The 24,610-nt window shown below is 41.9% G+C and carries 17 protein-coding genes and 1 other RNA gene; 8 read left to right on the top strand and 10 right to left on the bottom strand.

Translation table 11 applies throughout. The annotated features are described in order from the left end of the window. Positions 1-220: 220 nt before the first annotated feature. The gene (locus tag FHW89_RS01210) at positions 221-1,765 is read left to right on the top strand and encodes a L,D-transpeptidase family protein (RefSeq protein ID WP_172333185.1); all 1,545 of its coding nucleotides are present in this window, start codon (positions 221-223) and stop codon (positions 1,763-1,765) included. Positions 1,766-1,791: 26 nt separating this feature from the next. Here the strand turns inward: FHW89_RS01210 and FHW89_RS01205 are convergent, their stop codons facing one another. The 3 genes from FHW89_RS01205 to FHW89_RS01195 all read right to left on the bottom strand — a co-directional run bounded on the left by FHW89_RS01205 (position 1,792) and on the right by FHW89_RS01195 (position 6,349). Next, complete coding sequence (locus FHW89_RS01205) at positions 1,792-2,577, bottom strand: murein L,D-transpeptidase catalytic domain family protein (RefSeq protein ID WP_172333184.1); 786 nt, start codon at positions 2,575-2,577, stop codon at positions 1,792-1,794. A gap of 490 nt (positions 2,578-3,067) precedes the next feature. Continuing rightward, on the bottom strand, positions 3,068-3,649 hold the full coding sequence (locus FHW89_RS01200; protein WP_172333183.1) for a nitroreductase: 582 nt from the start codon (positions 3,647-3,649) through the stop codon (positions 3,068-3,070). Positions 3,650-3,916: 267 nt separating this feature from the next. Then, entirely contained in the window at positions 3,917-6,349 is a 2,433-nt protein-coding gene (locus FHW89_RS01195; RefSeq protein ID WP_172333182.1) for a thiamine pyrophosphate-dependent enzyme, read from the bottom strand. Positions 6,350-6,507: 158 nt separating this feature from the next. Here FHW89_RS01195 and FHW89_RS01190 point away from each other — a divergent pair, with 158 nt between their 5' ends. Both FHW89_RS01190 and FHW89_RS01185 read left to right on the top strand, forming a co-directional pair. Then, positions 6,508-6,906 carry a DUF1573 domain-containing protein gene (locus tag FHW89_RS01190; protein WP_172333181.1) on the top strand — a complete coding sequence of 133 codons (399 nt, stop codon included), beginning with the start codon at positions 6,508-6,510 and terminating at the stop codon, positions 6,904-6,906. 134 nt (positions 6,907-7,040) lie between these two features. Continuing rightward, positions 7,041-8,267, top strand: a complete 1,227-nt coding sequence (locus FHW89_RS01185; protein WP_172333180.1) for a pyridoxal phosphate-dependent aminotransferase — start codon at positions 7,041-7,043, stop codon at positions 8,265-8,267. A gap of 103 nt (positions 8,268-8,370) precedes the next feature. Here FHW89_RS01185 and FHW89_RS01180 read toward each other — a convergent pair whose 3' ends face one another. Continuing rightward, positions 8,371-9,291 carry an NADP-dependent oxidoreductase gene (locus FHW89_RS01180; protein ID WP_172333179.1) on the bottom strand — a complete coding sequence of 307 codons (921 nt, stop codon included), beginning with the start codon at positions 9,289-9,291 and terminating at the stop codon, positions 8,371-8,373. Between the two features lie 273 nt (positions 9,292-9,564). Here FHW89_RS01180 and FHW89_RS01175 point away from each other — a divergent pair, with 273 nt between their 5' ends. Further along, the gene (locus tag FHW89_RS01175) at positions 9,565-11,964 is read left to right on the top strand and encodes an ABC transporter permease (RefSeq protein ID WP_172333178.1); all 2,400 of its coding nucleotides are present in this window, start codon (positions 9,565-9,567) and stop codon (positions 11,962-11,964) included. Between the two features lie 20 nt (positions 11,965-11,984). On the opposite strand, the gene FHW89_RS01170 is transcribed toward FHW89_RS01175, so the two are convergent. Together FHW89_RS01170 and FHW89_RS01165 are read right to left on the bottom strand one after the other, a co-directional pair. After that, positions 11,985-13,169: a DUF1624 domain-containing protein gene (locus FHW89_RS01170; RefSeq protein WP_172333177.1), complete on the bottom strand. Its 1,185-nt coding sequence runs from the start codon at positions 13,167-13,169 to the stop codon at positions 11,985-11,987. 207 nt (positions 13,170-13,376) lie between these two features. Continuing rightward, on the bottom strand, positions 13,377-14,129 hold the full coding sequence (locus tag FHW89_RS01165; RefSeq protein WP_172333176.1) for an SDR family NAD(P)-dependent oxidoreductase: 753 nt from the start codon (positions 14,127-14,129) through the stop codon (positions 13,377-13,379). Between the two features lie 110 nt (positions 14,130-14,239). Here FHW89_RS01165 and FHW89_RS01160 point away from each other — a divergent pair, with 110 nt between their 5' ends. The 3 genes from FHW89_RS01160 to ssrA all read left to right on the top strand — a co-directional run bounded on the left by FHW89_RS01160 (position 14,240) and on the right by ssrA (position 16,223). Next, a complete protein-coding gene (locus FHW89_RS01160) occupies positions 14,240-14,602 on the top strand; it encodes a helix-turn-helix domain-containing protein (protein WP_172333175.1) in 363 nt (120 codons plus the stop codon). 104 nt (positions 14,603-14,706) lie between these two features. Beyond that, positions 14,707-15,768: an acyltransferase gene (locus FHW89_RS01155; protein WP_172333174.1), complete on the top strand. Its 1,062-nt coding sequence runs from the start codon at positions 14,707-14,709 to the stop codon at positions 15,766-15,768. An 86-nt stretch (positions 15,769-15,854) separates the two neighbouring features. Continuing rightward, positions 15,855-16,223, top strand: a transfer-messenger RNA (tmRNA) gene (ssrA, locus tag FHW89_RS01150). Positions 16,224-16,336: 113 nt separating this feature from the next. Here the strand turns inward: ssrA and FHW89_RS01145 are convergent. The 4 genes from FHW89_RS01145 to FHW89_RS01130 form a co-directional block, all read right to left on the bottom strand. Next, positions 16,337-17,251, bottom strand: a complete 915-nt coding sequence (locus tag FHW89_RS01145; RefSeq protein ID WP_172333173.1) for an AraC family transcriptional regulator — start codon at positions 17,249-17,251, stop codon at positions 16,337-16,339. A 30-nt stretch (positions 17,252-17,281) separates the two neighbouring features. Next, positions 17,282-18,319, bottom strand: coding sequence for a hypothetical protein (locus FHW89_RS01140; protein WP_172333172.1), 1,038 nt, complete (start codon positions 18,317-18,319; stop codon positions 17,282-17,284). A 108-nt stretch (positions 18,320-18,427) separates the two neighbouring features. Further along, positions 18,428-19,972, bottom strand: a complete 1,545-nt coding sequence (locus tag FHW89_RS01135) for a RagB/SusD family nutrient uptake outer membrane protein (protein WP_172333171.1) — start codon at positions 19,970-19,972, stop codon at positions 18,428-18,430. Between the two features lie 26 nt (positions 19,973-19,998). After that, entirely contained in the window at positions 19,999-23,085 is a 3,087-nt protein-coding gene (locus FHW89_RS01130) for a TonB-dependent receptor (RefSeq protein ID WP_172333170.1), read from the bottom strand. Between the two features lie 681 nt (positions 23,086-23,766). On the opposite strand from FHW89_RS01130, the gene FHW89_RS01125 reads away from it, so the two are divergent. Next, positions 23,767-24,579 carry a phytanoyl-CoA dioxygenase family protein gene (locus FHW89_RS01125; protein WP_172333169.1) on the top strand — a complete coding sequence of 271 codons (813 nt, stop codon included), beginning with the start codon at positions 23,767-23,769 and terminating at the stop codon, positions 24,577-24,579. The last annotated feature ends 31 nt before the right edge of the window (positions 24,580-24,610 follow it).

Below are 24,610 nucleotides of genomic sequence, written 5' to 3'. Positions count from 1 at the left end.
TTTAGCTTTGCACAGGAACTTCCCGTCCTTTACCGTATCTTTGTATGAAAATATAGAAACGGCAGGTTTAAATGGTACACCTTATGGGTTATGTATAAGCATATCCTGATTAACTTTCTGCAGTTTTGATATAAAACAGCGGTTTTAAAAAATAATCGTTGTCATTTTGCTTTGTGGTATGGCTATTGCTAACACAAGGAATATTAACTATACTTTTATCATGATTTTTGCCTCTTCAAAAAAGACCTCCGTTCCACTGTTTATATTGGGTCTTTTTGTATCCCTGTTTGCTTTGCAAAGCTGCAAGAAAAAGCATTCAGCCATAGCCGATCAACTTTTTAAAATAACCCAGAATAAAATTTACCAGGACATTGACCCTGATACGCTGGCTGCTACACTGAAAAAAGAATTAGAAAGTCAAAAATCAAAGATCGCTAATGAATCGGTAATCGATTCCTTTATCAGAAAAAATGACTACCAGCCCGTTCTGGTGATGAACCATTTATTTAATGGCGATTTGGATATACTGCCCGATTATTATGACAAGATCACCGAACATGGACTGAGCAAAGCTCCCTATCATATCAGGGCCATCAAAACGCTTGTGGCTAAATTTCATGACAAAAATGGCATCCTGACAACCGACGAAGCCTATCATGAACTGGCCCGGCTTGAATTGCTTACCGCAAGCTCGCTCATTAAATATTCCAATGCATTGCAATATGGGGTGGTGAATCCCCGGAAAATATTTTCCCGCTATTTTACAGCCACCAAGCGACCAGATAGCATCAGCATGAGAAATGTACTGTTGGTAAAAGATTTAAAAAGCTACCTGGATAGTATACAACCGGCCGATCCGCAATACAAGATACTGCAAAAAGCTTTTGTGAATAATACCGTAATAGATGGTTTATCTGCCGAAGAATCCAAACGGTATTTTTTGGTGAATATGGAGCGCTTGCGCTGGAAGAATAAACCTACCGAGCAGAAATACGTTATCGTGAACATTCCCGATTTTAAACTGGATGTGATAGAAGATGGTAAATCGGTTTTAAACATGAAGGTTTGTGTTGGCCAGGGGCGCAACATGGACGGGCATGCCAGCCTGATATCCTATGTAGACAGCGACCGATATGACAAACCCTTCCCACGCGAAACACCGCAATTGAGCAGCGTGATCCATAGCGTTGAAGTAAACCCTACCTGGAACATACCACGAAGCATAGCCACCAAAGAAATTATTATTGAGGCAGCCGAAGATCCTTACTATTTATCGAATAAAAATATAGACGTTTATAAAGACGGGAGAAAAATTGAAGACCCGGAGACGATAGACTGGTCGACGGTTACAGCGGATAACCTGCAATATGATTTCAAACAGCGCCCGGGAGAAGATAATTCATTAGGAAAAATAAAATTTCTGTTCAAAAATAAAAGCAGCGTTTACCTGCATGATACACCTGCGAAATCGGCTTTCAGAAAATCTATGCGTGCAGTAAGCCATGGTTGTGTACGCCTGGGCGACCCACAAGGACTTGCTAAAAACCTTTTTGGCGAAGGGGAAAATTATGATACCATAGCCAAAGATATGAGCGAGGATAACCCCGAACCTACCAATATCGGTCTGCCTAAAAAAACACCAATATACATTACTTATGTTACCTGCTGGGCAGATGACGCAGGCGTATTACAATCGCGCCAGGACGTGTACGGACTGGACATTGTACTGTACGATCATTTAAAACCGTTGATGGGCGTTAATTAGTATCAAGTAGCTACTTGATACTAAACTTATAGTCTTGCTAAATCAAAAGCGGATGTATCGGCCGCTATAAAATTGAGCGGACCGGCCTCGTCAAGATACTTGGAAGTATACCTGTCATCATTGCCATTGATAAATATTACCGTTTTGCCTTTGATGGTATTGATCACGGTGTTGGCAAGCCGGGCCGGTACAGCAGGGCAGCCGAAGCTACGCCCAAGGTATCCCTGGTGGTTGATGGCGGCCTGGCTTACGTAGCTGGCACCATGAATTACAATATCACGCATACGGGCATTGCCGTTAAAACCTTCGTCAAGACCATCCAAATGTAAAGAACGGCCATGTTTGCCCATATACACATTGTCGGTAAGGTAAAAACCCAAACTGCTTTGATGCGAGTCGTTCCTGTCAGAAAAATTGGTAGCCATTTCTTCGCCACTACCCTGTCCGTGGGCCACCCATGTGTTAAGTAACAATTGCTTACTGAAAAGATCAATGATCCACATACGTTTTTCCCGGCTCGATTTGGTAAAATCGACCACTGTTAGTACAGAACTGCTTTGTGGCAATAAATGATTGAGCTTTAAATTGGTATAACCAGTAACCGCTTTTTCAAATACATCAAATGCCAAACCGGTTTGCTGTAGGCTGGCCGTTTGGTATAAACTATTTACATACTGATTAAATAATTCTTTTGCATTTAGAGTAGAATTTACTTTTCCGTCTGATTTGTTTGCACCTGCGGATCTCCAGCTGATAACAGTTGTAGCTAAAAATAAAACCGCGAATGTGACACACCATAAGTGTTTCCTCATACTTTTTGTGTTGAGTTTAATTTTAAACAATAATTTAAATTAGCAACAGGTTAAGTCGGTAACTGACCAGAATTAGGAGCCGGCCAATTACAAATGTATAATTTTTTACTTAAGTCAAAATCATTTCAGGGTATTTTTTATTTACTAAAATGAAAATAAATTTAAGATAAAGCAATTAAACACTAATTTATACGGAGAAAAACGGTAAAAGGTTAAGGATTATTGTAATGAGGGAGGAAAATAAGTGATTGGATGAAGGAGGGTTGAAAATATCCAACAATGAATTTTGAATAATGAAGTTTGCTATTGTAACCACAAGGACGCATTTGAGATATCCACCGGAGCCTCTCCCATATTTGTCATTTCGAACGAAGAGAGAAATCTTCTGCGCCTAATATATCCCGCGTAAAAGATTTTTCGCTCCGCTCAAGAGATAGTTTCTCCTCGTTCCTCGTCGAAATGACAATGCGTTTTAATATCTAAAAAAGAGTTACTTCACCCAGTTGATCTTTTCTTCGAGCGGTGTATTTCTCCGGCCTTCGGGATATTGATCGGCGTAGCCCAGGTATAGCACACCAAGTACGTTATCTTCTTCGCGCAGTTGCAAAAACTCTTTCATGCCGGGTTTTAATATTGCACCGCCGGTACTCCAGAACGAGGCGATATTTAAAGAAGTAGCGCCAAGCAATATGTTTTGGATAGCGCTTGAAACCGCCGCGATCTCTTCAAAGGGAGGTATTTTTGGCAGGTCGCCACGTTTCATGGTTACAATGATCACGTGTGATACCTTATCGCCCTGGTGTTGCAGATTATTGTAAGTCAACTCGTTAAAATCTTCTAACTTAACTCCTTGTTTATATATTTCGGCATGCTCACGGCAAAAGTCAGCAGGATTTTCATATACAATAAAGCGCCATGGTTCGGTATAGCCATGGGTTGGCGCCCAGTCGGCCAGTTCCAGCAAGGCGGCAACCTGCGCATTAGGTATTTTTTGTCCGTTCATGGTGACCGGTTTAATCGAACGGCGTGTTTTAATGATGTTTGATATGGTGGTGAATGTTGTTGAATCCATAATGTGTGTGTTGTAGAATAGAATGCCCGCAAACTTAAAGATTAAGCGCGAAATTGAACACAAGAAAATGTATGGGCAGCAAAAATAATATTCAGCTGAAAGCTGAAACTATGTGACTCACGAGCTGAAAGAGATTATTAAAAAATGTCATCTCGAATGAGGAACGAAGAGGGATCTTATACAATTGGATAGCTTCACGTACAAGATTTCTCCTCGTTCCTCGTCGAAATGACAACGTTTTTATTCACTAATTCACTAATCCACCAATTAAAATATCGGTGGATATTTAGCGGGATTAGCTTCATTCATCATGGCGTAAACCGCTTCGATCACATCATCAACAGATGGTTTGCTGAAATAATCACCATCGGAACCATACGGCGGACGGTGTTCTTTAGCGGTTAATGTTCTGGGTTGTGCGTCAAGCGAATAGTAACCATTTTCGGTTTCTACAATCTTTTGAACAATGTAGGCTGATGCCGCTCCCGGTACGTCTTCATCAACAACCAATAATTTGCTGGTCTTTTTTAAGGAAGTACCACAAACATTATCAATATCAAAAGGATACAGGGTTTGCGGATCGATAATTTCGATATTGATACCCATTTTATCGAGCTCTGCGGCAGCTTCCTGCACAATACGCAGGGTTGATCCATAAGAAACAACGGTAAGATCGCCGCCTTCTTTCAATATCTCGGCCTTACCCAGCGGAACGGTAAATTCGCCCACGTTTTCCGGAAGCTTTTCTTTCAGGCGGTAGCCGTTCAAACTTTCGATCACGATAGCCGGTTCATCACCCCTTAACAGGGTATTATACAAACCTGCGGCCTGAGTCATGTTACGGGGCACACAAAGATGGAAACCACGCATGGAGTTAACGATCATGCCCATCGGTGAACCTGAATGCCAGATCCCTTCGAGCCTGTGGCCACGTGTGCGGATAATGAGCGGCGCTTTTTGACCACCTTTAGTGCGGTAACTTAAACTGGCTATATCATCGCACAAAACGGTCATGGCGTAGATGAGATAATCGAGGTATTGGATCTCGGCAATAGGGCGTAAACCACGCATAGCCAGGCCCATGCCTTGGCCTATGATGGTAGTTTCGCGGATACCGGTATCGGTAATGCGCAGATCGCCGTATTTGTTTTGCAAACCGGCAAAACCCTGGTTCACATCGCCAATAGCGCCTACATCTTCGCCAAAGGCAACAATGCTTTTGTCGCGCTCAAAGTTGGCATCAAAACAGGCGTTCAATATTTCGCGACCATCTAAAAGGCGTGCTTCTTCACTGTAGATAATCGGCACAACAGGCACATTTAAAGGAGATTGTGGTGTTTCTGAAAATAACTTAGAATCGTAACGCTCCTTATTTTTAATGGTCTCTGCTTTTAGCCAATCTAACAATACCTGTCTTTCAGTTACCGTTTCATGTACTGTAAGGCGGAGGGCTTTACGCACGGAACCTACGGTATCTTTCCGGCCGGCATCATAACTTGAACGCAGTTCGGTAGCGATACCGGTCAGCTCTTCTTTAGCAGCTACGGTATAGGCCAGGTTGTCAATTAAGCGCGCGGTTTCTTCAACTTCAACTTTAATGATATCCCCCAGTTCGGCGGCGGCTTCGCGCTGGCATTCCCGTACATATTTTTTGGCTGCTGTTTCCAATTCATCGAGCTCTGCTTCCGTGGCAATTGCTGAAGAAAGCATCCACTCGCGCATTTTCAACAGGCAATCATGCTCATCTTCCCAGGCCAGGCGGTCTTTTGATTTGTAACGTTCATGTGAACCCGAGGTAGAGTGGCCCTGAGGCTGTGTCATTTCCACCACATGGATGAGTACCGGCACATGCTGCTCGCGACATATCGTTATAGCGCGTTCATAAGTTTCGCAAAGAGCGATATAATCCCAGCCCCTTACTTTAAATATTTCATAGCCATTGGAGCCATTTTCACGTTGAAAGCCTTTAAGTATCTCAGAAATATCTTCTTTGGTGGTTTGCAGTTTTGCTGGTACGGATATAGCATAGGCATCATCCCAAACCGAGATGGCCATGGGCACCTGCAGTACACCTGCCGCGTTAAAGGTTTCAAAAAACAAACCTTCGGATGTGGAACCGTTGCCTATAGAACCAAAGGCAACCTCGTTACCACCCAGCGAAAACTGTTTCAGGTATTCCAGCTCTTTATTTTGACGATATAGTTTGGAAGCATAGGCCAAACCGAGCAAACGGGGCATATGACCACCGGTGGTTGATATATCTGAGGAGCAGTTCATGGTTTCGGCCTGGTCAACCCAGCTGCCGTCGGGGTTCACAAAGCGGGTGGCATAGTGACAGTTCATCTGCCTGCCACCAGATGCAGGATCTTTTTCGATATCGGGGTTGGCATAAAGCTGTGCAAAAAACTCCTTGAGGTTGCTCATGCCAGTGGCAAACATAAAAGTTTGATCGCGGTAGTATCCTGCGCGCCAGTCGCCGGCGCGGAAAGCTTTGGCCATGGCCAATTGGGCAACTTCCTTACCATCGCCAAAGATGCCAAACTTAGCTTTGCCCGTTAAAACCTCTCTCCTGCCTATTAAACTTGCCTGACGACTTTCGTAACCAATACGATAATCGTCAATCACAATTTTTTTGAAATCATCAAAACTCAGTTCTGCAGTATTAAATTTACTGGTTGCACGTAAGGTAGATTCGGGCATATATAATTTCGTTTAGACGGTAAAATTATAAAATTCTATTCTGTATTTTGCATACTGACAATAAAACATGGAGTTTAACTAATAGTTTTTAATTTGGGTTAAACCTTATATATTTGTTTTACGTTAAACCTTATATATTTGTATTAATCAAACAAAGTATGAAAAAAATATTAATGATTTGCGCAGTAGTTTTAGGATTTGCCTTTACTGCATCGGCACAGGATAGCCAAAAAGCGGAGTTTAAATTCAATGAAGAAAAACACGACTTTGGCAAGATACCTCAGGGTACTCCTGTAACTACCGTTTTTGAATTTACCAACGTTGGTAAAGAGCCTCTTATTTTGACAGAAGTAAGACCAACCTGCGGTTGCACCATTGCCGATTACACCAAAACTCCTGTAAAAGGTGGTGAAAAAGGCACAATCAAAATTACTTATAATGCTGCTGCCGCTGCTCCTTTCAACAAAACCATTGTTGTAAAATCAAACGCGGTTACGCCAGAAAAGTACCTGAATATTGTTGGCGAAGTTGTAGCCAAGCCTGCATCGAGCAAATAATTACAGCAAGTTGCCATAGCCCTTGCTGAGCAGGGGCTGATTAAAAAATATAAAATAAAAGACCCTTTTTGAGGGTCTTTTTTCGTTTGAGGAGGTATATAACAACAATACTTTCTTTTTTATTAATTTTGCACATGCCAAAAATATCTCAAAAAGGGCAGCGAATGCCCGCATCGCCTATACGCAAGCTAACTCCCTTTGCTGATAAAGCTAAGCTGGATGGCAAAAAAGTGTATCACCTGAACATCGGCCAGCCTGATATTGAAACCCCTGAAGGCATGCTGAATGCCATTAAAAATATTGATTTTAAAGTTTGGGCCTATACCCCGTCTGAAGGAACGCTGGTTTACCGCCAAAAGCTTACAGAATATTATAACAAGCTGGGTTACAACATTACGCCCGACAATATTATTGTAACCACTGGCGGTTCTGAGGCTATTACCATATCCATGATGGCCTGCCTTGATCCGGGTGATGAAGTGATCATCCCGGAGCCTTTTTATGCCAACTACAACGGTTTTGCCAGCCAGAGCGATATTGTGGTGAAGCCGATACTTTCTTTTATTGATAACGGTTTTGCCCTACCCCCTATCAGCGAGTTTGAAAAGCTGATAACTGATAAAACCAAGGCTATCATCATCTGTAACCCCAACAATCCTACAGGGTATTTATATTCTAAAGAAGAATTGGAAGCCTTGAAAGAACTGGCCCTTAAGTATGATCTGTACCTGTTTTCGGACGAAGCATACCGGGAGTTTTGCTATGATGGCCGCACCTTTATTTCGCCTATGCACCTGGAAGGATTAGACGAAAATGTGATTGTGATGGACACCGTAAGTAAGCGCTATAGTGCCTGTGGCGCCCGTTTGGGTTGTTTAATCACCAAAAACAAAGCGGTTTTAACTGCTGGTTTAAAATTTGCCCAGGCCCGCCTGAGCGCAGGTATGGTTGAACAGATTGCAGGCACTGCTGCCGTTGATACTCCCGACAGCTATTTTGAAGCCGTAAATAAAGAATATACCAGTCGCCGGGATACCCTGGTGAGCAAACTGAACAAAATAGATGGCGTTTACTGTCCAAATCCGGGTGGCGCTTTCTATGTGGTAGCTAAATTACCTATTGATAACGCCGATAAATTCTGCCAATGGATGTTGGAAGTATTCAGTCATGATAACCAAACAGTGATGATGGCACCTGCAACCGGTTTTTACAGCACTCCCGGCGCAGGATATAACGAGGTGCGTATGGCCTATGTATTAAAAAATGAAGACCTGCAAAACGCGATGATATGTCTGGAAGAAGCTTTGAAAGTTTACCCGGGTCGTGTGGTAAACAATGAACAGCTTGCCGAAAGCAGGTAATCAAAACACAACTATTGCATAAACAAGGAAACCCGACTTTGAGCCGGGTTTTCTTGTTTTATAGATCTGATTAAGCTAAATCTTTAAATCTGGCCCGGAATTATTAAGCTATCTGTAAAATCACTTTTCCATTAAGGCCACCGGCTGTAACCAGGTCCTGTGCCTCGGCGGCGGCTTCCAGATTCAATACTTTGGCTATATGTGGGGTAATTTTATTTTCCTCAACTAATTTTTTGCCAAATGCCAATTTCTCCAATTTTGGGGCCGAATTGATAAATTCGGCACTGATACCATATTTTTCCGCTTCTTCATTTGAAGTAGGCATAACTATGCTAATTAATTTACCGCCTTTTTTTACTACCGCGTATGATTTCTGCTGCGTTTCACCCCCTACTCCATCTATAACCAGGTCAACATCATGTACCAATTGGCCAAAATCTTGTGTTTTATAGTCGATCGCCTCATCAGCGCCTAATGATTTGATAAGATCCTTGCCCTTCGCCGAAGCTGTGCCGATAACATAAGCGCCCAATGCTTTGGCCATCTGAACCAGCGCGATACCAACAGCACCCGCTGCTCCATGAATCAATACCTTTTGACCAGCTTGCAAATTCGCGCCTTCTATCAACACACTGTAAGCGGTATTCAGCGGAACAGCAAGGGCTGCGGCTTCATTCAGGCTAACATTATTCGGAATCAAAGAAACTTTTTTTTCATCCATCACGATATATTCAGCATAGGTACCGCCAAATGTGGTGGCAAAAACCTTGTCCCCTTTTTTTAAGCGGGTTACATTCTCGCCGGTCTCTTCTACCGTTCCGGAGAAATCAGTACCGGGAACGAATGGAATTGGAATGGGTATAAATTGCTTCATTGCACCTGAGCGAATTTTCATATCGAACGGATTAATGGTTGTAGCCGCTATTTTGATAAGCACCTGGCCGGTAGCAGGTACAGGCTGAGCTATGTTTTCTATTTTCAAAACGGACGAATCTCCGTATCCTGTCATTTGAATTGCTTTCATATTTTTTTAGTTATACACAAATGTAACCGATTGGCATTCATGCAACATCTTTTACAGGTAAATAAAAACCAGCCAAAATGTTTTTAAATAACATAATATTTTTTGTGCCCGACCTATCCGTTTTTGATACACAGCAAACAATATCATGTACGTTTTTGATACAGCAGGATGGCGCATTATATATTTAACTAATTAAAAATCAAATATTTAAAAACATGGCATATATTTTAACGAATCATTTTAGTTTCCCTAATCCATTAGAACTTTAAACCGATGATCAAGAACTACTTTAAAATAGCCTGGCGCAACATCTGGAAAAATAAAGCTTTCTCAGCCATCAACATTGTAGGCCTGGCTGTGGGTATGGCCGCATTTATGGTGATCATGATGTTTGTTGCCTATGAAAAAAGCTTTGATAATTTTCATACCAAAAACATTTACCGGTTAAATGAGGTGCAGACAGTTGGTCAGGAAGGAACAACGCAAAAGGTTGCTTTATCCATGTTTCCGATGGGGCAGGCCTTAAAAATGAAGTACCCGGAAATAAAAAATTTCACGAAGATAAAGTGGAATGAAAAATACCAGATGACCTATAACAACGAGCGCATATTTTTGCCACAAGCATTTGCTGTCGACTCCACCTTTTTCCAGATGTTTGATTTTAAACTAATCAGTGGCGATAAAAGAACAGCGCTCAGCAAGCCCAATAGTATCTTACTTACCGAAAAAACGGCCAAAAAACTATTTGGCGATGCCAACCCTATCGGGAAAACAATAACCCATTATGGCAGCGATACTGTTTCCTTCGCTGTTACGGGAGTACTTGCCAATGTGCCCCAAAACTCACAATTACAATTTGATGCCCTGTTCTCATTCAGCAGTATTTATAAACCCTGGATGTTTAAAAACTGGGGCGGCAACTGGTTAAATACCTATCTTGAACTTGCGCCCGGCACCAACCAGGCATTGTTGGAAAAGAAATTCCCTGCCTTTATTACAGAGCATCTCGGCAAAGATGGTACCAAATATATGAAGCTGTTTCTTCTGCCTTTGAAGGACGTGCATGCCAACTCGGCGGATATTGGTTTAGATTATATCAATTATCAAAAATTTGATAAAAAATCGACCAACCTGTTTGCTATTATCGCGCTGATAGTACTGATCATAGCTTGTGTTAATTTTATTAATCTTTCAACAGCGCGCTCTGCAGAAAGAGCCAAAGAAGTGGGTATTCGTAAATCCATCGGAGCCCATCGTTTTCAATTGGCCTTTCAATTTTTGGGCGAAACCATCCTGATCTCTTTTATAGCATTGGCGCTTGCCATTGGCCTGGTTGAACTAGCCTTGCCTTATATTAATAATCTGAGCGATAGAAATATCAACTTCAATGTATTTGGTAGTTTGGGAGCCATAGCCTTTATATTTGTGGGCACGGTTCTTATCGGTCTCCTATCGGGCATCTACCCTGCTATTTACCTATCTTCGTTCCAGGCCGCCAAGGTTTTGAAGGGATCTATACAAGTTGGGAAAGATAAAGGCCTGCTCCGGAACATATTGGTTGTTATCCAGTTTAGCAGTGCCATCTTTTTGATGATAGCCACCGTATTTGTGTTAAGGCAACTCAGGTTTATGCAAAAGCAGGATCCAGGGTACAATCGGGAACAAATAGTCAATATCCCCCTGGATAGGATCACCACCAAAAAATATGAGCTTTTTAAGGATCAATTATTGAACAGTACTTTAGTATCGGGGGTAACTGCCTCGCAGGATATTTTAGGGAGTCATTTGGATCAGACAGGGGTATCTTTTAAACCTGCGGATGGACCAAAGCAAGATTTTGGCACAACCCTTTTGGTGGTAGATGACAATTACCTTGATCTGTATAAAATAAAACTGGCTGCCGGTAGTAATTTTTCTCCGGATAAAAAACTCAACGGACGTGAATATATTGTTAATGAAGCCCTGGCAAAATCGCTGTTAAAAGATCATCCTAAGGCCCCTCTATCTTCGCTGATAGGCTTGCAATTTGGCTTTGATTCATTAGGCACAATAAAAGGAGTTGCCAAAAACTTCAATTTCAATTCCTTACAATACAAAATTGAGCCCATGTTTATGGTGTGCGCACATAGCTGGGATTTCAGAAATATTTCTGTTAAGATAAATGGGAGCAATACTACGGCTGCTATAGCATTTATCAAATCAAAATGGGATGGCTTATACCCCAATTATCCGTTTGAATATCAATTTCTGGACGACCACTTTAACGAGGTTTACAAAGCCGATAACCAGGTAAGCAAGATAGTAGGTATTCTGGCTGGTCTCGCCATTTTCATCTCTTGTTTGGGGCTGTTTGGCCTGGCGTCGCATTCGGCCGAAAAGAGGGTGAAAGAGATCGGGGTACGGAAAGTGCTTGGGGCATCTGTGCAACGCATTGTGCTGCTACTTTCAGGAAATTTCTTAAAACTGGTTCTAATAGCCAATATCATCGCGTGGCCATTAGCCTGGTATGCTATGCACAAGTGGCTATCTGGTTTTGCTTACCGTATTGATGTTACCTGGATAACTTTTGTTATTGTTGCGGTTGTATCTGTATTGATAGCGCTGATTACCATTAGCTTTCAATCCATCAAAGCAGCAGTTGCAAGTCCGGTAAAAAGTTTAAGGAGCGAATAGCATCGGCAATTGATCAAAAACTACAAATAACTTAGCCACCATTTTTGTTTGTTGGCCTGTTTGTATGCATCATAACGTTTACATAAAGGATACAGGGCTACTATAATGGCTATCCAGATGAGGTAAGCAACAGGTAAAGAGAATCCATAGCCTTTAAGATCTGTAGTGAACCAGATAGGCTTTGTGAGGAACCATAATTTCCAGTTTTGGCCGGGGATAAAGACCGATGCGATAACGGCTATCAAATGTATTACATAGATATGGATAAGATAATAAAACATGGGTACCCTGCCATATACCGAAACTATGTTTACAACTCGTCCTCTTAGCTTTTCGGTAAATGAAAGAAACAAAAACGCACCTCCCAGTGTCACCAAAAGATACAATAAGGATGGTGGATATTTACTTACTTTAATAAACGAAAGGAAAGTAAAGAAAGCATCTTTTTGTACACTCCATTTTACCGGGTCGCCGTACAGGTTGGTATAGCGCAACGCTATAAATAAAACAATAGCAAAACTGCCGAGGATCAATAAATTCCGTTGCCTTTTATTGATATCATAACCAGTAGCATACCATGTGCCTAAGCAATAACCTAAAGGCATTACCGCCATCAGCGGCACAATAGGATAACCTACTAAAAATATCTCTTGATGCCAGGTAAAAAATCGCTGGTCATGTATCAGCGCCCATCCAAACCCTTGCAAAGTATTACCCTCCACATGAACATTATCCAACAGGTTATGCCCGGCTACTATCGCAATACAAATAACCAGGATCAGCTTCTTGGGCAAGTGTATAAACGCAGCCAGTATAATCATACTTAGCCCTAAAGCCCAAATAGTTACAAAAAGAAACATGGGAAACGTAATATTAAAATTCCAGGCAAAATTAACCACTATCATTTCCAGAAAGATGAGCCATAATCCTCTTTTTATGAGGAATACGGATAGCTCCGTTTTGGTTTTCTTTTGCCCTATAAGATAGGCCGACGTTCCGGCAAGGAGCATAAATATCGGGGCGCAAAAATGCGTGATCCACCGGGTAAAAAATAATATACCGCTTGTTTTTGAAAGGTCGAGCGGATCGAACAAAAATGAACCTGAGTATAAGTAATCTCTCACATGGTCAAGCGCCATAATGATCATAATAGTGCCACGAAGGAAATCAATAGAGGTTATCCGGTTCTTTACAATAGTGCTCATTCGGTTTGGTATGAGCATAAAGATATCACTTTAGTTAAGTGAATATTAAAAAATGTTTGATCATTGACATTGATATGAAAAAAGTATAAATCCAAATAGAGGATTAGCATTAAAGTAAATTAACATACAACAAGTATGATCACCACATCACCCATCACCTTCTGGCTTTGACGCAGATGTGATGATAATACTCTTTATAAGAAAAGATCAGAAAGCATAATGGCGCATTCCGCCATCAACGACACCAACGGTACCGGTGATGTATTTTGCACGTGGCGATACCAGGAAAGTGGCCATATTGGCTATATCCTGCGGTTCGCCAAAATCGCCCAGGGGGATTTCGCGGGCTGCAAATTCCTTACGGGCTTCGGCAGTAAAGCCGCGGCGTACATTGGCTGTATCAAGCAGGCCAGGCTGTAAACAGTTGATCCTGATACCATATTTACCCAATTGTCCCGCCAACTGTTTTGACCACATAGCAATGCTCGCTTTGGCAACAGCCGAAACATTTATGCTGCGTAACTCATAAGTACTGGTGATGTTTAAGATCGAGCCCTGCTTACGTTCCATAAAATGAGGCAATAATTGTTGAGTCAATTGCCGGTGACGGTCAAAATCCATCGTCATCGACGCGCTCCAGGCCTCCTCCTCTCCAATAACATCCAGGGGCTGGCTGCGACCGGTATTGTTGATCAGGATATCAACCTGACCCAGGTTTAATAAAGCTGCTGCCGCGATTTTCTGCGGCCCATCTGGTGCAACAAAATCTTGTATCAATATAACCGGCTCTACACCTCCTGCAGCTACTACTTCTTCCTGCAGGCTTTTTAGTAATTCCACATTGCGGGCGGTAGCTAATACTTTTACACCTTCTATAGCTAATTCTTTGGTGATAGCTCGTCCAAGTCCCTGACTGGCTCCGGTTACTACCGCGGTTTTTCCTTTTAAATACAGATCCATAATTTTTATACTATTATTTTTTGTCAAAAATTTCTTTGGCAAAATTAGTTGGCAACGTTAAATTTACACGGTAAGTAATTAATTGTATGGTACTAACAAAAAAGTAACTAATGGCCGGCAGAAAGCAAAGTTCAACCTATACCCGTAACGAAGTGTGTATTATTGATTGTGACCTTACCTATGCTGTTCATAAGCTTGGGGGCAGGTGGAAATTATTGATACTGGATAAGTTATGCAAAAGAAAAATGAGATTTAACGAAATCAAAAAAGAGTTTTCCTATATATCTGAACGCATGCTAACCTTGCAATTACGTGCCCTGGAAGAGGACGGCCTGGTTAAACGAACCGTTTTTGCTGAAGTACCGCCAAGAGTTGAATATGAACTTACCGAGATGGCGCTGGAACTGGGCCCTATCCTAAAACAGCTGAGCGACTGGGGTGGGAAACAGCGGAGCTTTATAAAGAAAGATTAGTTTTACACTGGCTCTTCAATTTATAATCTTCCCTTCTTATATTTACCGGTATTTATAAAATATAATACATCCCGCCCTTAAACCAGGTACTACAGTGCTGACAGATGACATTTAACCAGGATAACACTCAGGATACGCCACAAAACATAACCTGGATAAATAATTTACGCCTGATTGCCATGTTTGCGGTTGTGATATTGCACACAGCTTCACCCCTGCTTTTTTATCATAAAGGAAACTCCATGAAAGATTGGCTCGTAGCCGATATTTACAATGCCCTGGTGCGCTTTGCCGTACCCGTTTTTGTAATGATAACCGGCGCATTGCTGCTTCACCGGGATTATGAGCTGGGCGATTTTTTAAAGAAACGACTGAGCCGCTTAATATTACCTTTTCTTTTCTGGAGCACCGTTTACATCCTTTACCGATGCTACAACGAGGAGTTCGTTTTTACAGACGATATCTGGGCAAACACCAAACTGATCTTACTCCAATTTCAAACGGGCGCCTATTATCACTTGTGGTATGTGTACTTGTTAATAGGCTTGTATTTGTTCATCCCCATCCTGGGTAAATTTGTAAGGCATGCATCAGAAAAAGAGCTTTTATACTTTCTCTGCATCTGGTTTTTAACTGTACTGATCAGCAAACCCTACTTAAGCAGTTTTGATACAGCTATCGACCTGCATAACTTTACCGGTTATATAGGCTATCTGATTCTGGGTTATTATCTGACTTACAAAAATTTCCATATTCGTGGTCTGGTTTATATCGCTGCAGCGACGTTTTTGGTAACAGCACTGATCATTATTGCGGGTACGCATTACCTGCTATTAAAAAACCATGAAATAAGTACTTTTTTTTATGAACCGATAAGCCCGTTCATCATTCTGCTTTCGGCAAGCGCATTTTTGACCGCTAAACATACAGTGGTAAGGTTAAGTCCTGCTTTGAATAAAATAGCTCAAAATGCTGGTAAATTCACTTTGGGGATCTATTTCAGTCACGCGTTGATATTAACTCTTTTTGATTTGACAGATATTAACTACACTATTTTTAATCCGATATTTAGTATTCCTGTTATCGCTTTGTCATGTTTTTTACTATCGTGGCTTTTAGTTTATATAATGAGCAAAATACCATTCATAAAACATCTTGTTGGATAGAAGATATTAGTTAACTGCAAACTATTTTCCGTATATTTGAACCCTTAACTGCAAACTGCTACCGGCTTATGCAGCTCTAATAAAATGGGGTCGACCGGAATTGACAGGATGGAGATAAGTAAGTAAGCATGCAGCGCGTTGGGTGAATTAGCGCTTAAATCAGAACGCTCAAACTTACAAATGGCGAAAATAACTACGCCTTAGCTGCTTAATTTAGAATTAACTAGCTTTTGTCCCGCTGGTTTTCCGTTCTGTTGAATCGGCAATAGGGGCATCGAAAAACGGAACTGGCCAGCTTAATGGTGTGCATAGCAGGCGAGATAAAGCACCTAAGGAAGACGGTACAGGTAAGCGACTGACCTTCCCCTTCCCTACAATTAAACAGAAGCTAAGCATGTAGAAAGCTTACCTTATACCATGTTTGGACGAGGGTTCGAATCCCTCCGGCTCCACTAAAAAAACCTTGTAAATCAATTATTTACAAGGTTTTTTTTATTCATTCCTAAACTACTATACAAGAATGGGTGAGCCGATGAATTAGTCTGGATATTTTCTTTACTTCCTACAATTACTTATCTGACATATTAACACTATCCTTAACATTATTCTCCTCACTACTACGATAATGCTTAGGCGACACTCCATTCTTTTTTTTGAAGAGCTTGGAAAAATAAAATACCGATTCGAAGCCGGTTTGTTCTGCAACTTCATTGATATTTAATATCGTTGTGTTCAGCAAATTTTTTGCACGCTCAAGGCGAAGGTTAAGATGATATTGATTGGGCGATTCGCCGGTGAGCTTTTTAAATGATTTGCGAAAAGATGAATATCCCATCGGTATTTCGCGCGCAAGTTTCTCCATGTCCAGATTATCTTCAAACGATTCCTGAATAATAAATTTGGCCTTAGCGATGAGTTTGCCTATCCGGTCGTCAGGAGATTCATGATGAAGCATAATGGTGTTTATCAAGCCCAAGATCTGCATGGTGATCCCGGCAATTTGTTGAGGATAGCCAGGCAAAGCCACTTGTATGGTTTCCAATAAAGTCGTAAAAAGAACAAGAATATCTTTATTCAGTCCTAAAAAAACAAATGGGTTTTGCCGATCAAAAAATTCCTGCTGCATTAGGTTTTGAATGTAGTACCCATTAAAGCCAACCCAATATTCCTCCCATCCCACTTTCGGATCGGGTTTATAGCGGTGTAAAACCCCGGGAAAAAGGAAAAAGCAGGTGCCTGCTACTACCTCAAAAGGTTTGGTTGAATCTGATGCATAAACACCTTTTCCTTTTGAGATAAAAACGAGGTAAAAATCATTCAGTATCCGCCCCCTGTTCCAGGTTAATTCATGACTTTGCGGATGCTGCTGGTTGGGATAATGCTCATTGGCATCTACTTTTGAATATCCTGCTGTGGTAACATACATCCCCCATCTCTCTTCAAGAGCATTAATAGTCAGGTATTTAAAATAACTCTTTTTCAATTACAAATCTGTTAAATTAAGTGCAGCCCCCTATTTAGTATTCTTGGTTTTATTAACCTTTATAGGCAAAGATATCCAGGCTAAACCAATATCGCGCCCCATATGACCAATGCTGTTCCCGGCAGATGCGTCATACAACATGGCTAATTTGCTCCCTGCTTTTATTACGGTTGGCATCCCAATTGCTCCTTTTGCCCAGCTGCAATTGGTAGCATCGAGCACAATTGCCTTGTTATGGGTATCCCATTTCTCGAGGTCTTTTGACCAGTAAACCCAGATAGCATCGGTATATTCGTCACCAGCATCGTTGATACCGATATGATTGGTAAACAGGTACCAGGTTTTACTGCTATCATCAAAATATAATGAGGAATTTTCGACCTGCTCTGTCAGTGGAAAAATCGGCTTGGCCGACAATTGCCAGGTGGCGTTCAGATCACTGGTTTTGGCCAAACCTAATGAACGTTTAGTGCCCGAACTATCCTGTGTGGCCGCGCTGAAAAACTGCAAAAACCGCCCCTTATATTTCACAATAAACCCAGGGCTTGACGTTACAGAATAATAACTATGCTCTTTTTGCGGAAAAGGGGTAACATCATATTGTTTTTTCCACGGCCCCGACAATGACGCCGAGCGAGCTTTCATAGTTAGATAAGGAAAGGCCGGAATACGATCCGGGGCTGGCGATGTATGAGGCGTTCCCAGGTAAAACATATGCCACACGCCATTGTCTTTAATTACCCACGGTGCGGAGGCACTTTTGGAATCTGGCTTTGTGCTATCACCTAAGGTTAAGATCGGGCCTTTTTTTGTCCATATCTTTAAATCTTTACTTACAGCCAGGCATGCAAGCCAGCCCGTCTTACCAGCGCCGTCATAAAACAAGTAATAATTGCCGTTATCTTTGTTCACTATGGCCTCACGGGCACCATAAGTATCGCAGCTATCTGCTCCGTCACCATGCTTTAGTACCACGCCTTCATCCACGCAGCTTAACCGGTATGTGGCATTGGGACGGCCATCTATATATCTTTTTTGCGCCGGTACCGTACAAGTACTCGTAATCATAATCGTTAACAACAGTATTAAAGTACGCGGATAATTCATCATATGATCATGTTTAAAAATCAAATAAGGCAGGTATCAACTACCTGCCTTATTAAATAAAAGTACAATTTAATAACCCGGATTTTGAGTAAGTTTTGTATTTATCTGTAACTCGCGGAAAGGTATAGCATAAATAAACCTGTTCTGCGTAATGTTAAAAGTACTTGGCAATAGCCAACCGTACAATGCTTTAAGCCGTACACCTTTAGCAGTAAGTACATCAATAGCCATGTTATTGCGAATAAGGTCTGTCCAGCGGTGATTTTCAAATGCCAGTTCATGGCGCATTTCGTCGGCTACGTTTTGTTTGGTTGCGGCTGTAATATTGGCTAAACCGGCTCTTTGCCGTACCTGGTTTAAATAGGGCAAAGCATCAGCGGCTTTACCCTCGGCAACAAGGCACTCTGCCAATAACAGCAAAGCTCCTGAATATCGGTAAACCGGCCAGTTATCATCGGTATTGTATTCTACCTGAAATGGCGGGTGCAGGTATTTTTTTATGAAGTAATAATACCCTAAACCAACGGTAGGCTTGTAATCAACCGGGCTTTTTACGGCAGTAGTTGTTAGTACCTCATTGGTAACCGTACCCTCGGCCACCGCAATCGATGCAGGTAGTCTCAGGTCGCCTTTTTCGTAAGAATCAACCATTTCCTGTGTGGGTACATTCCAGCCACCGCTGGCCAGGCCGCCACGGGCATTGGTGCCACGTAAACCTAATATCACCTCGGAGTTGGTTGTTTTAGGAATAAAGCGCCAGATAAAATCGCTTTGCTGCCCGTCGTTACCCATTTTATATTGTACCTCAAAGATCGATTCCTTACTGTTTTTATTGGCAGGGTCAAATACAGCGGCATAATCGCTCAATAAACCATAATTCATTTTTGTAATATCCAATAAAGCGGATTCGGCTTTTGCATACTCTTTGGTTGCTTTTGACATATAGCTGTAGGCCAGTAACATTTTTGCCGCGCCTTGTGTTGCCCTGCCTGTTTGCGGAAAAGTTTTGGCAATTGGCAGCACTGGTATAGCGGTATTAAGGTCGGTGATAATCTGGTTGTAAACCTCATCGGCTGTATTGCGGGGTAAAAACGCGCCGCTTACATCGGTTACCTCTGTTAATTGCAAAGGCACACCGCCGTAATGCTGTACCAGATCGTAATAATAAAAGGCCCTTAAAAACAAAGCTTCGCCCGAGATCTGGTCTTTATCGGCTTTTGCTAATGTTGATTTATCAAGCCGTGTCAATATTGTATTTACCTGGGCTATTCCCGAATAATCATTACCATAGCGGTTACCAGGATTATTGGGTTCCTGGCTGCTGATATTATTATCAATAAACTCGGCCATAGCCTCGGCACTGGTTGAAGTTCCTCTATCGGCAGAGTAAAGCGTAAAAAATGTATTGTCAGATCGCATTTCGTCCATATAAATGCCGGTAAATGCTACCGTACGTAAATTGTTGTATGCGCCGGTAAGAGCTTGGTTGTACTGGGCAGCATCTTTAAAAAACGATGCCGAACTAAGACTGGTTTGAGGTACAAGGTTTAGCGTTTCTTTTTTACAGGATGCCAAACCGAGTACGCTTAATATGATGATAGCTGTTTTTTTCATTTTGTTTGTTATTAAAGTAATCAATATCAAAAACCTGCATTTAAACCAAAGGATATGGTTCTTGGAATTGGGTAGCCTGTAAAGTCGCGGCCTTGGTTTAATCCGTTCAGACCCGCAAAACCTGCTTCCGGGTTAAGACCGGGGTATTTGGTGAAAATAAATAGGTTTTGTGCGCTTATATTTGCACGCAGGCTTTTTAAATATTTGTTGCTTTTTACAGGGAAAGTGTATCCCAGGGTGATATTTTTTATAGCGATATAATCGGCTTTAAATACCTGGCGACTGGTAAAATTCCTGAAATCGGCAGTGGTACCGGCTCTTGTTCTGGGATATACGCCATCGCCTGGATCCTGTTCTGACCGCCAGCGGTTAGCCACTCCTTTCCTTACGTTGAATACACCATCCAGGTTTTCTGTTGATTGAAACGCATCGTCAGCGATATCATTCCCCACCGACCCGGCAGCTACTATACTTAAATCGAAACTTTTATAAGAAAAACTATTGGTGATACCATATACAAACTTGGGGTTTGGGTTGCCTATAAATGTACGGTCGTAGCTATCAATTTTACCGTCTGGCACACCATTTGGGCCGCTTACATCTTTAAAGCGCGCGGTACCAACCATAGCGGTTGCATCATGCGGTTCGGTATCAAACTGTTGTTGGGTCATGTAAACACCCGTGTTGATGTAACCGTAAAACAAACCTATTGGGTGCCCTACCGCGGTTCTGTTATCATCCCAATATTCGTTGTAGCCGCCAATGGGTGCATTATTGGTGCCCAGGCTTTTAACAATATTTCGATCAAAGGATATATTGAAATTGGTATTCCATTTAAACGCACCTACCAGGTTTTTGGAGCCAATGGTAAACTCATGTCCCCAAAAGTCAAATCGCCCAACGTTTGAGGTGATGGTAGAAAATCCTGATTGTACCGGAATGTCAATGCCGTATAGCAGACCATCAGTTTTTTTCCAATAATAATCATAAGTAAAAGTAAGACGACTGTTAAACATTTCCAGGTCGAGCCCAAGATCGTAGCTTGTGGTGGTTTCCCAGGTCAGGTTATTGTTGCCAATACCGCTAAGTGTTTTGCCCGGTACCACCTGGTTGCTAAAAACGTAGTTACTGGTATTAACAGAGGCCAGGTAACTGTAATCGCCAATGTTATTGTTACCTACTTTACCATAATTGGCCCTTACTTTTAAAAAGCTGATGTCCTTAATGTTTTTCAAAAAGCTCTCGTCAGATATAACCCAACCTACTGATACGGAAGGAAAATTACCATACTTGTTATTCGGGCCGAATTTTGACGAACCATCCCGGCTATAGGCCAGCTCCAACAGGTATTTAGAATCATAGTTATACCTAAAGCGCCCCACATACCTGATTAGCGACCATTGTGTAGCACCAACATTACCCAGCTTGGTGGTGGCAGCGCTTATCCACTGAACATTATCATCCGGAAACTGCGTGCCGTTGATATTACTGTTTTCAAACGAATACTTTTGGGCTGTATAACCGCCAAGCAGGTCAAAATTATGCTTCCCTCCTAATGTTTTCTGATAGTTAAGGGTATTTTCGGTAAGCCATGTTACAAAACTGCTGGTGTTGTAACTGCCTGTAGCCGGTTGCGGTGGTGCGCTGCCCAAGCCACCCTGCGCTGTTGATGGTGTAAACTGACGGTTAATGGTATTATCGGTATTAACATTTACAGTCGACTTAAACTTCAATCCGTCAATAATCTTCACTTCGGCCCAGGCGTTTGCGAGAACCCTTGCCGCTTTGGTTTTATTTACACGCTGGGTAACCACCAGGTAATAGTTAGGATTGGGGAACATTCCTGGCTGTGAAAACGAAACAGGATAGGTCCCATCAGGATTTTTATAATTCAGCGTAGGATCCATCAGGTAAGCGTTTTCGATAATGTTACGGCCGTTATCAAGTCCGGGTACTACCTGGTTATTACCATAAGATAATTCCAGGTTGACGCCCAGCGTTAACCTGTCAGACGCGGTGTAGATATTGTTAGTACGCCCGGTAAAACGCTCATCCTGCGAGTTAAGCACCACGCCTTGTTGTTTATTATAGTTTAGGTTCACCACCGTTTTAAGATCTTTATTACCTGCGCTGTAAGCGAGGTTATAATTCTGCGTAACCGCTGTGCGCAACAAAACATCAAACCAGTTGGTGCCAGATGTACCTGCATATTGGGCAGGGTTTTGGTAAACCGAAGGTACACCGCCCGTATAACCTTCATATTTGGCAGCATCCTCGTACCATTCCTTTTTATATTGAGCAAATTCCTGGGCATTCATCAGGTCGGGTTTACCACGGTCTGGCACCGATTGAAACCCTGTGTAAGCGCTAAAATCAAGGCTTTTTTGATCAAGTTTAGCCTGTTTGGTAGTTACCAGTACAACACCATTGGCTGCGCGTGAACCATATAAAGCCGCCGAAGACGCGTCCTTTAATACCGATATAGACTCAATTTCATCCGGACTTAAGCTTTGTAATCCACTCACGGTAGGGAATCCGTCGATCACAATAAGCGGACTGTTACCCGCGTTGATTGATGCCGCGCCACGAACCCTAAAAGACATCTCGGCACCCGGCGTGCCCGAATTTTGATTGATCTGCACACCGGCCAGTTTGCCCTGCAGTTTTTGCCCTATGTTTGCCACGGGCATGTCTTTAACCTCTTTGGTGTTTATAGAACTTACAGCACCGGTAATTTCCCGCTTATTTTGTGTACCGTAACTCACTACAACTACTTCTTTCAAATTTTGCGAGAGCGAGGCCAATCGTATATTAATAGGCTCTGCATTTTGAACCGTAAATTGTTGTTCTTTGTACCCCACATATCGGAAAACTAAAACACTACCAACGGTAGCAGTAATTTTATACCGACCGTTCACATCTGTTTGTGTGCCAGTTCCTGTGCCCTTTACAGATACCGTAGCGCCAATGATCGATTCGGAATTTACGGAATCTTTTACAGATCCGGTTACGATGACCTGGGCCTGCGAAAGAAGCGGAACGCAGAGCAGCAACCCAAAAATGAGCCGCAAGCTGTACTTCCATGGTTTAATAAGTAAAAGTTTTCTTTTCATAATTTTAGTTTGATTATAATGTTGATTAATTAGACAGCTTAGAGCATAGCGATGCCAGGCCAAGGTAAAATGGCTGTTTTAGGCAAGTGCATTAATAAAGTCTGGGGATCTGTATTTCGGAAAATTAAGCCTGTGCAAAATATCCAAAAGGACCTATGGGCTTATCAGGGACTGTTTGCTTGATCCTCTAAGGGGAAAACTGCAGCTTCCGCATGTATCATAGCCAATTGCACTATTTTAAATAATACAGTTTTATAACATGAAGTCATTTTTTTACCATGATAAAAAGGTTAATTAGTTTGTAGAAATAGTAAAATTTATAGATATGCCTTAGCCGGCAACGGCAAATAATTGTTATATCAAACTTATGCCAACTGTAAAGGCTTTCAAATACACAATTTGAATTATAATTTGTACTTTTTGGCAAATTTTACGGGTTCATCATTTCCACCCGATCGCCCAGACACAAACTATTTACCATCGCACATTAACACAGCACTTTAGATTATGGGGAAGTTTATAAATTTCAAACCGCATAAGATGGCGGTGTCCCACATAATTATTTCTTAATCGAGATAAGAATTTACCAAAAAGTACAAAAAAAAGCGATTTCTGTATTAAAGGCTATGTTTCATTTTGCCATACTTTTGATCATTACAAACCTCAAATTTCTTAAAGTAGATGAAAAACGAATTGTCGCCGCAAGCTATTGCGCAATACCGTCGTGACGGATTTTTAGTGATTGAAGATTTTTTATCCCCGGGAGAACTGGAATTTTGGCGACAAGCGCTTGATGAAGCAGTGGCAAAAAGGAACGGCAATAAAATGCCCGATCGCAAAGAAGTATACGGCAAAGGCGATGATGCGGATAAATCGTATTATGATAATGTTTTTGACCAGCTCATTAATTTATGGCAAGACAACGAAAAAATAAAAAAGATCATGTTAGATGAACGGTTGGGAAAAATGGCCGCGCAGCTTTGTGGAGCACAAGGCATCCGTATATGGCATGACCAGGCACTGATCAAAAAGCCATGGGCTAATCCTACATCATGGCACCTGGATACGCCATACTGGTCATTTAGCGACAGGCGGGCACTATCTATCTGGGTAGCCTTGGATGATGCTACTTATGAGAACGGATGCCTGTTTTTTATCCCGGGATCTTATCACAATACCACTTTCGAAAATCCGGGGATCGGCAAAAATATGGGGGCGATATTTACCACCTATCCCGAATTTAAAACAGCCAAATCAATGGCAGCGCCCATGAAAGCTGGAAGCTGTTCATTTCACAACGGCCTTACCATTCATGGTGCGCATGCTAACATGACACCTGGTTACAGGCGTGCCATGACCTGCGCTTATATGCCCGATGGTAGCACTTTTAATGGCATACCCAATATTTTATCGCCCGAAGAAATTGCCCGCCTTAATTTAGGTGATCTGTTAAATAATGATACGCTTAATCCTTTGATTTACCTGGAATCTTAATTTTACCTATCGCCAATAGTATCCAATTTCA

Source organism: Mucilaginibacter sp. SG564, from assembly GCF_013149275.1.
Classification (GTDB): Bacteria; Bacteroidota; Bacteroidia; order Sphingobacteriales; family Sphingobacteriaceae; genus Mucilaginibacter.
The sequence above is the reverse complement of the archived record's forward strand: the minus strand, read 5'-3'. Positions and strand labels throughout refer to the sequence as shown.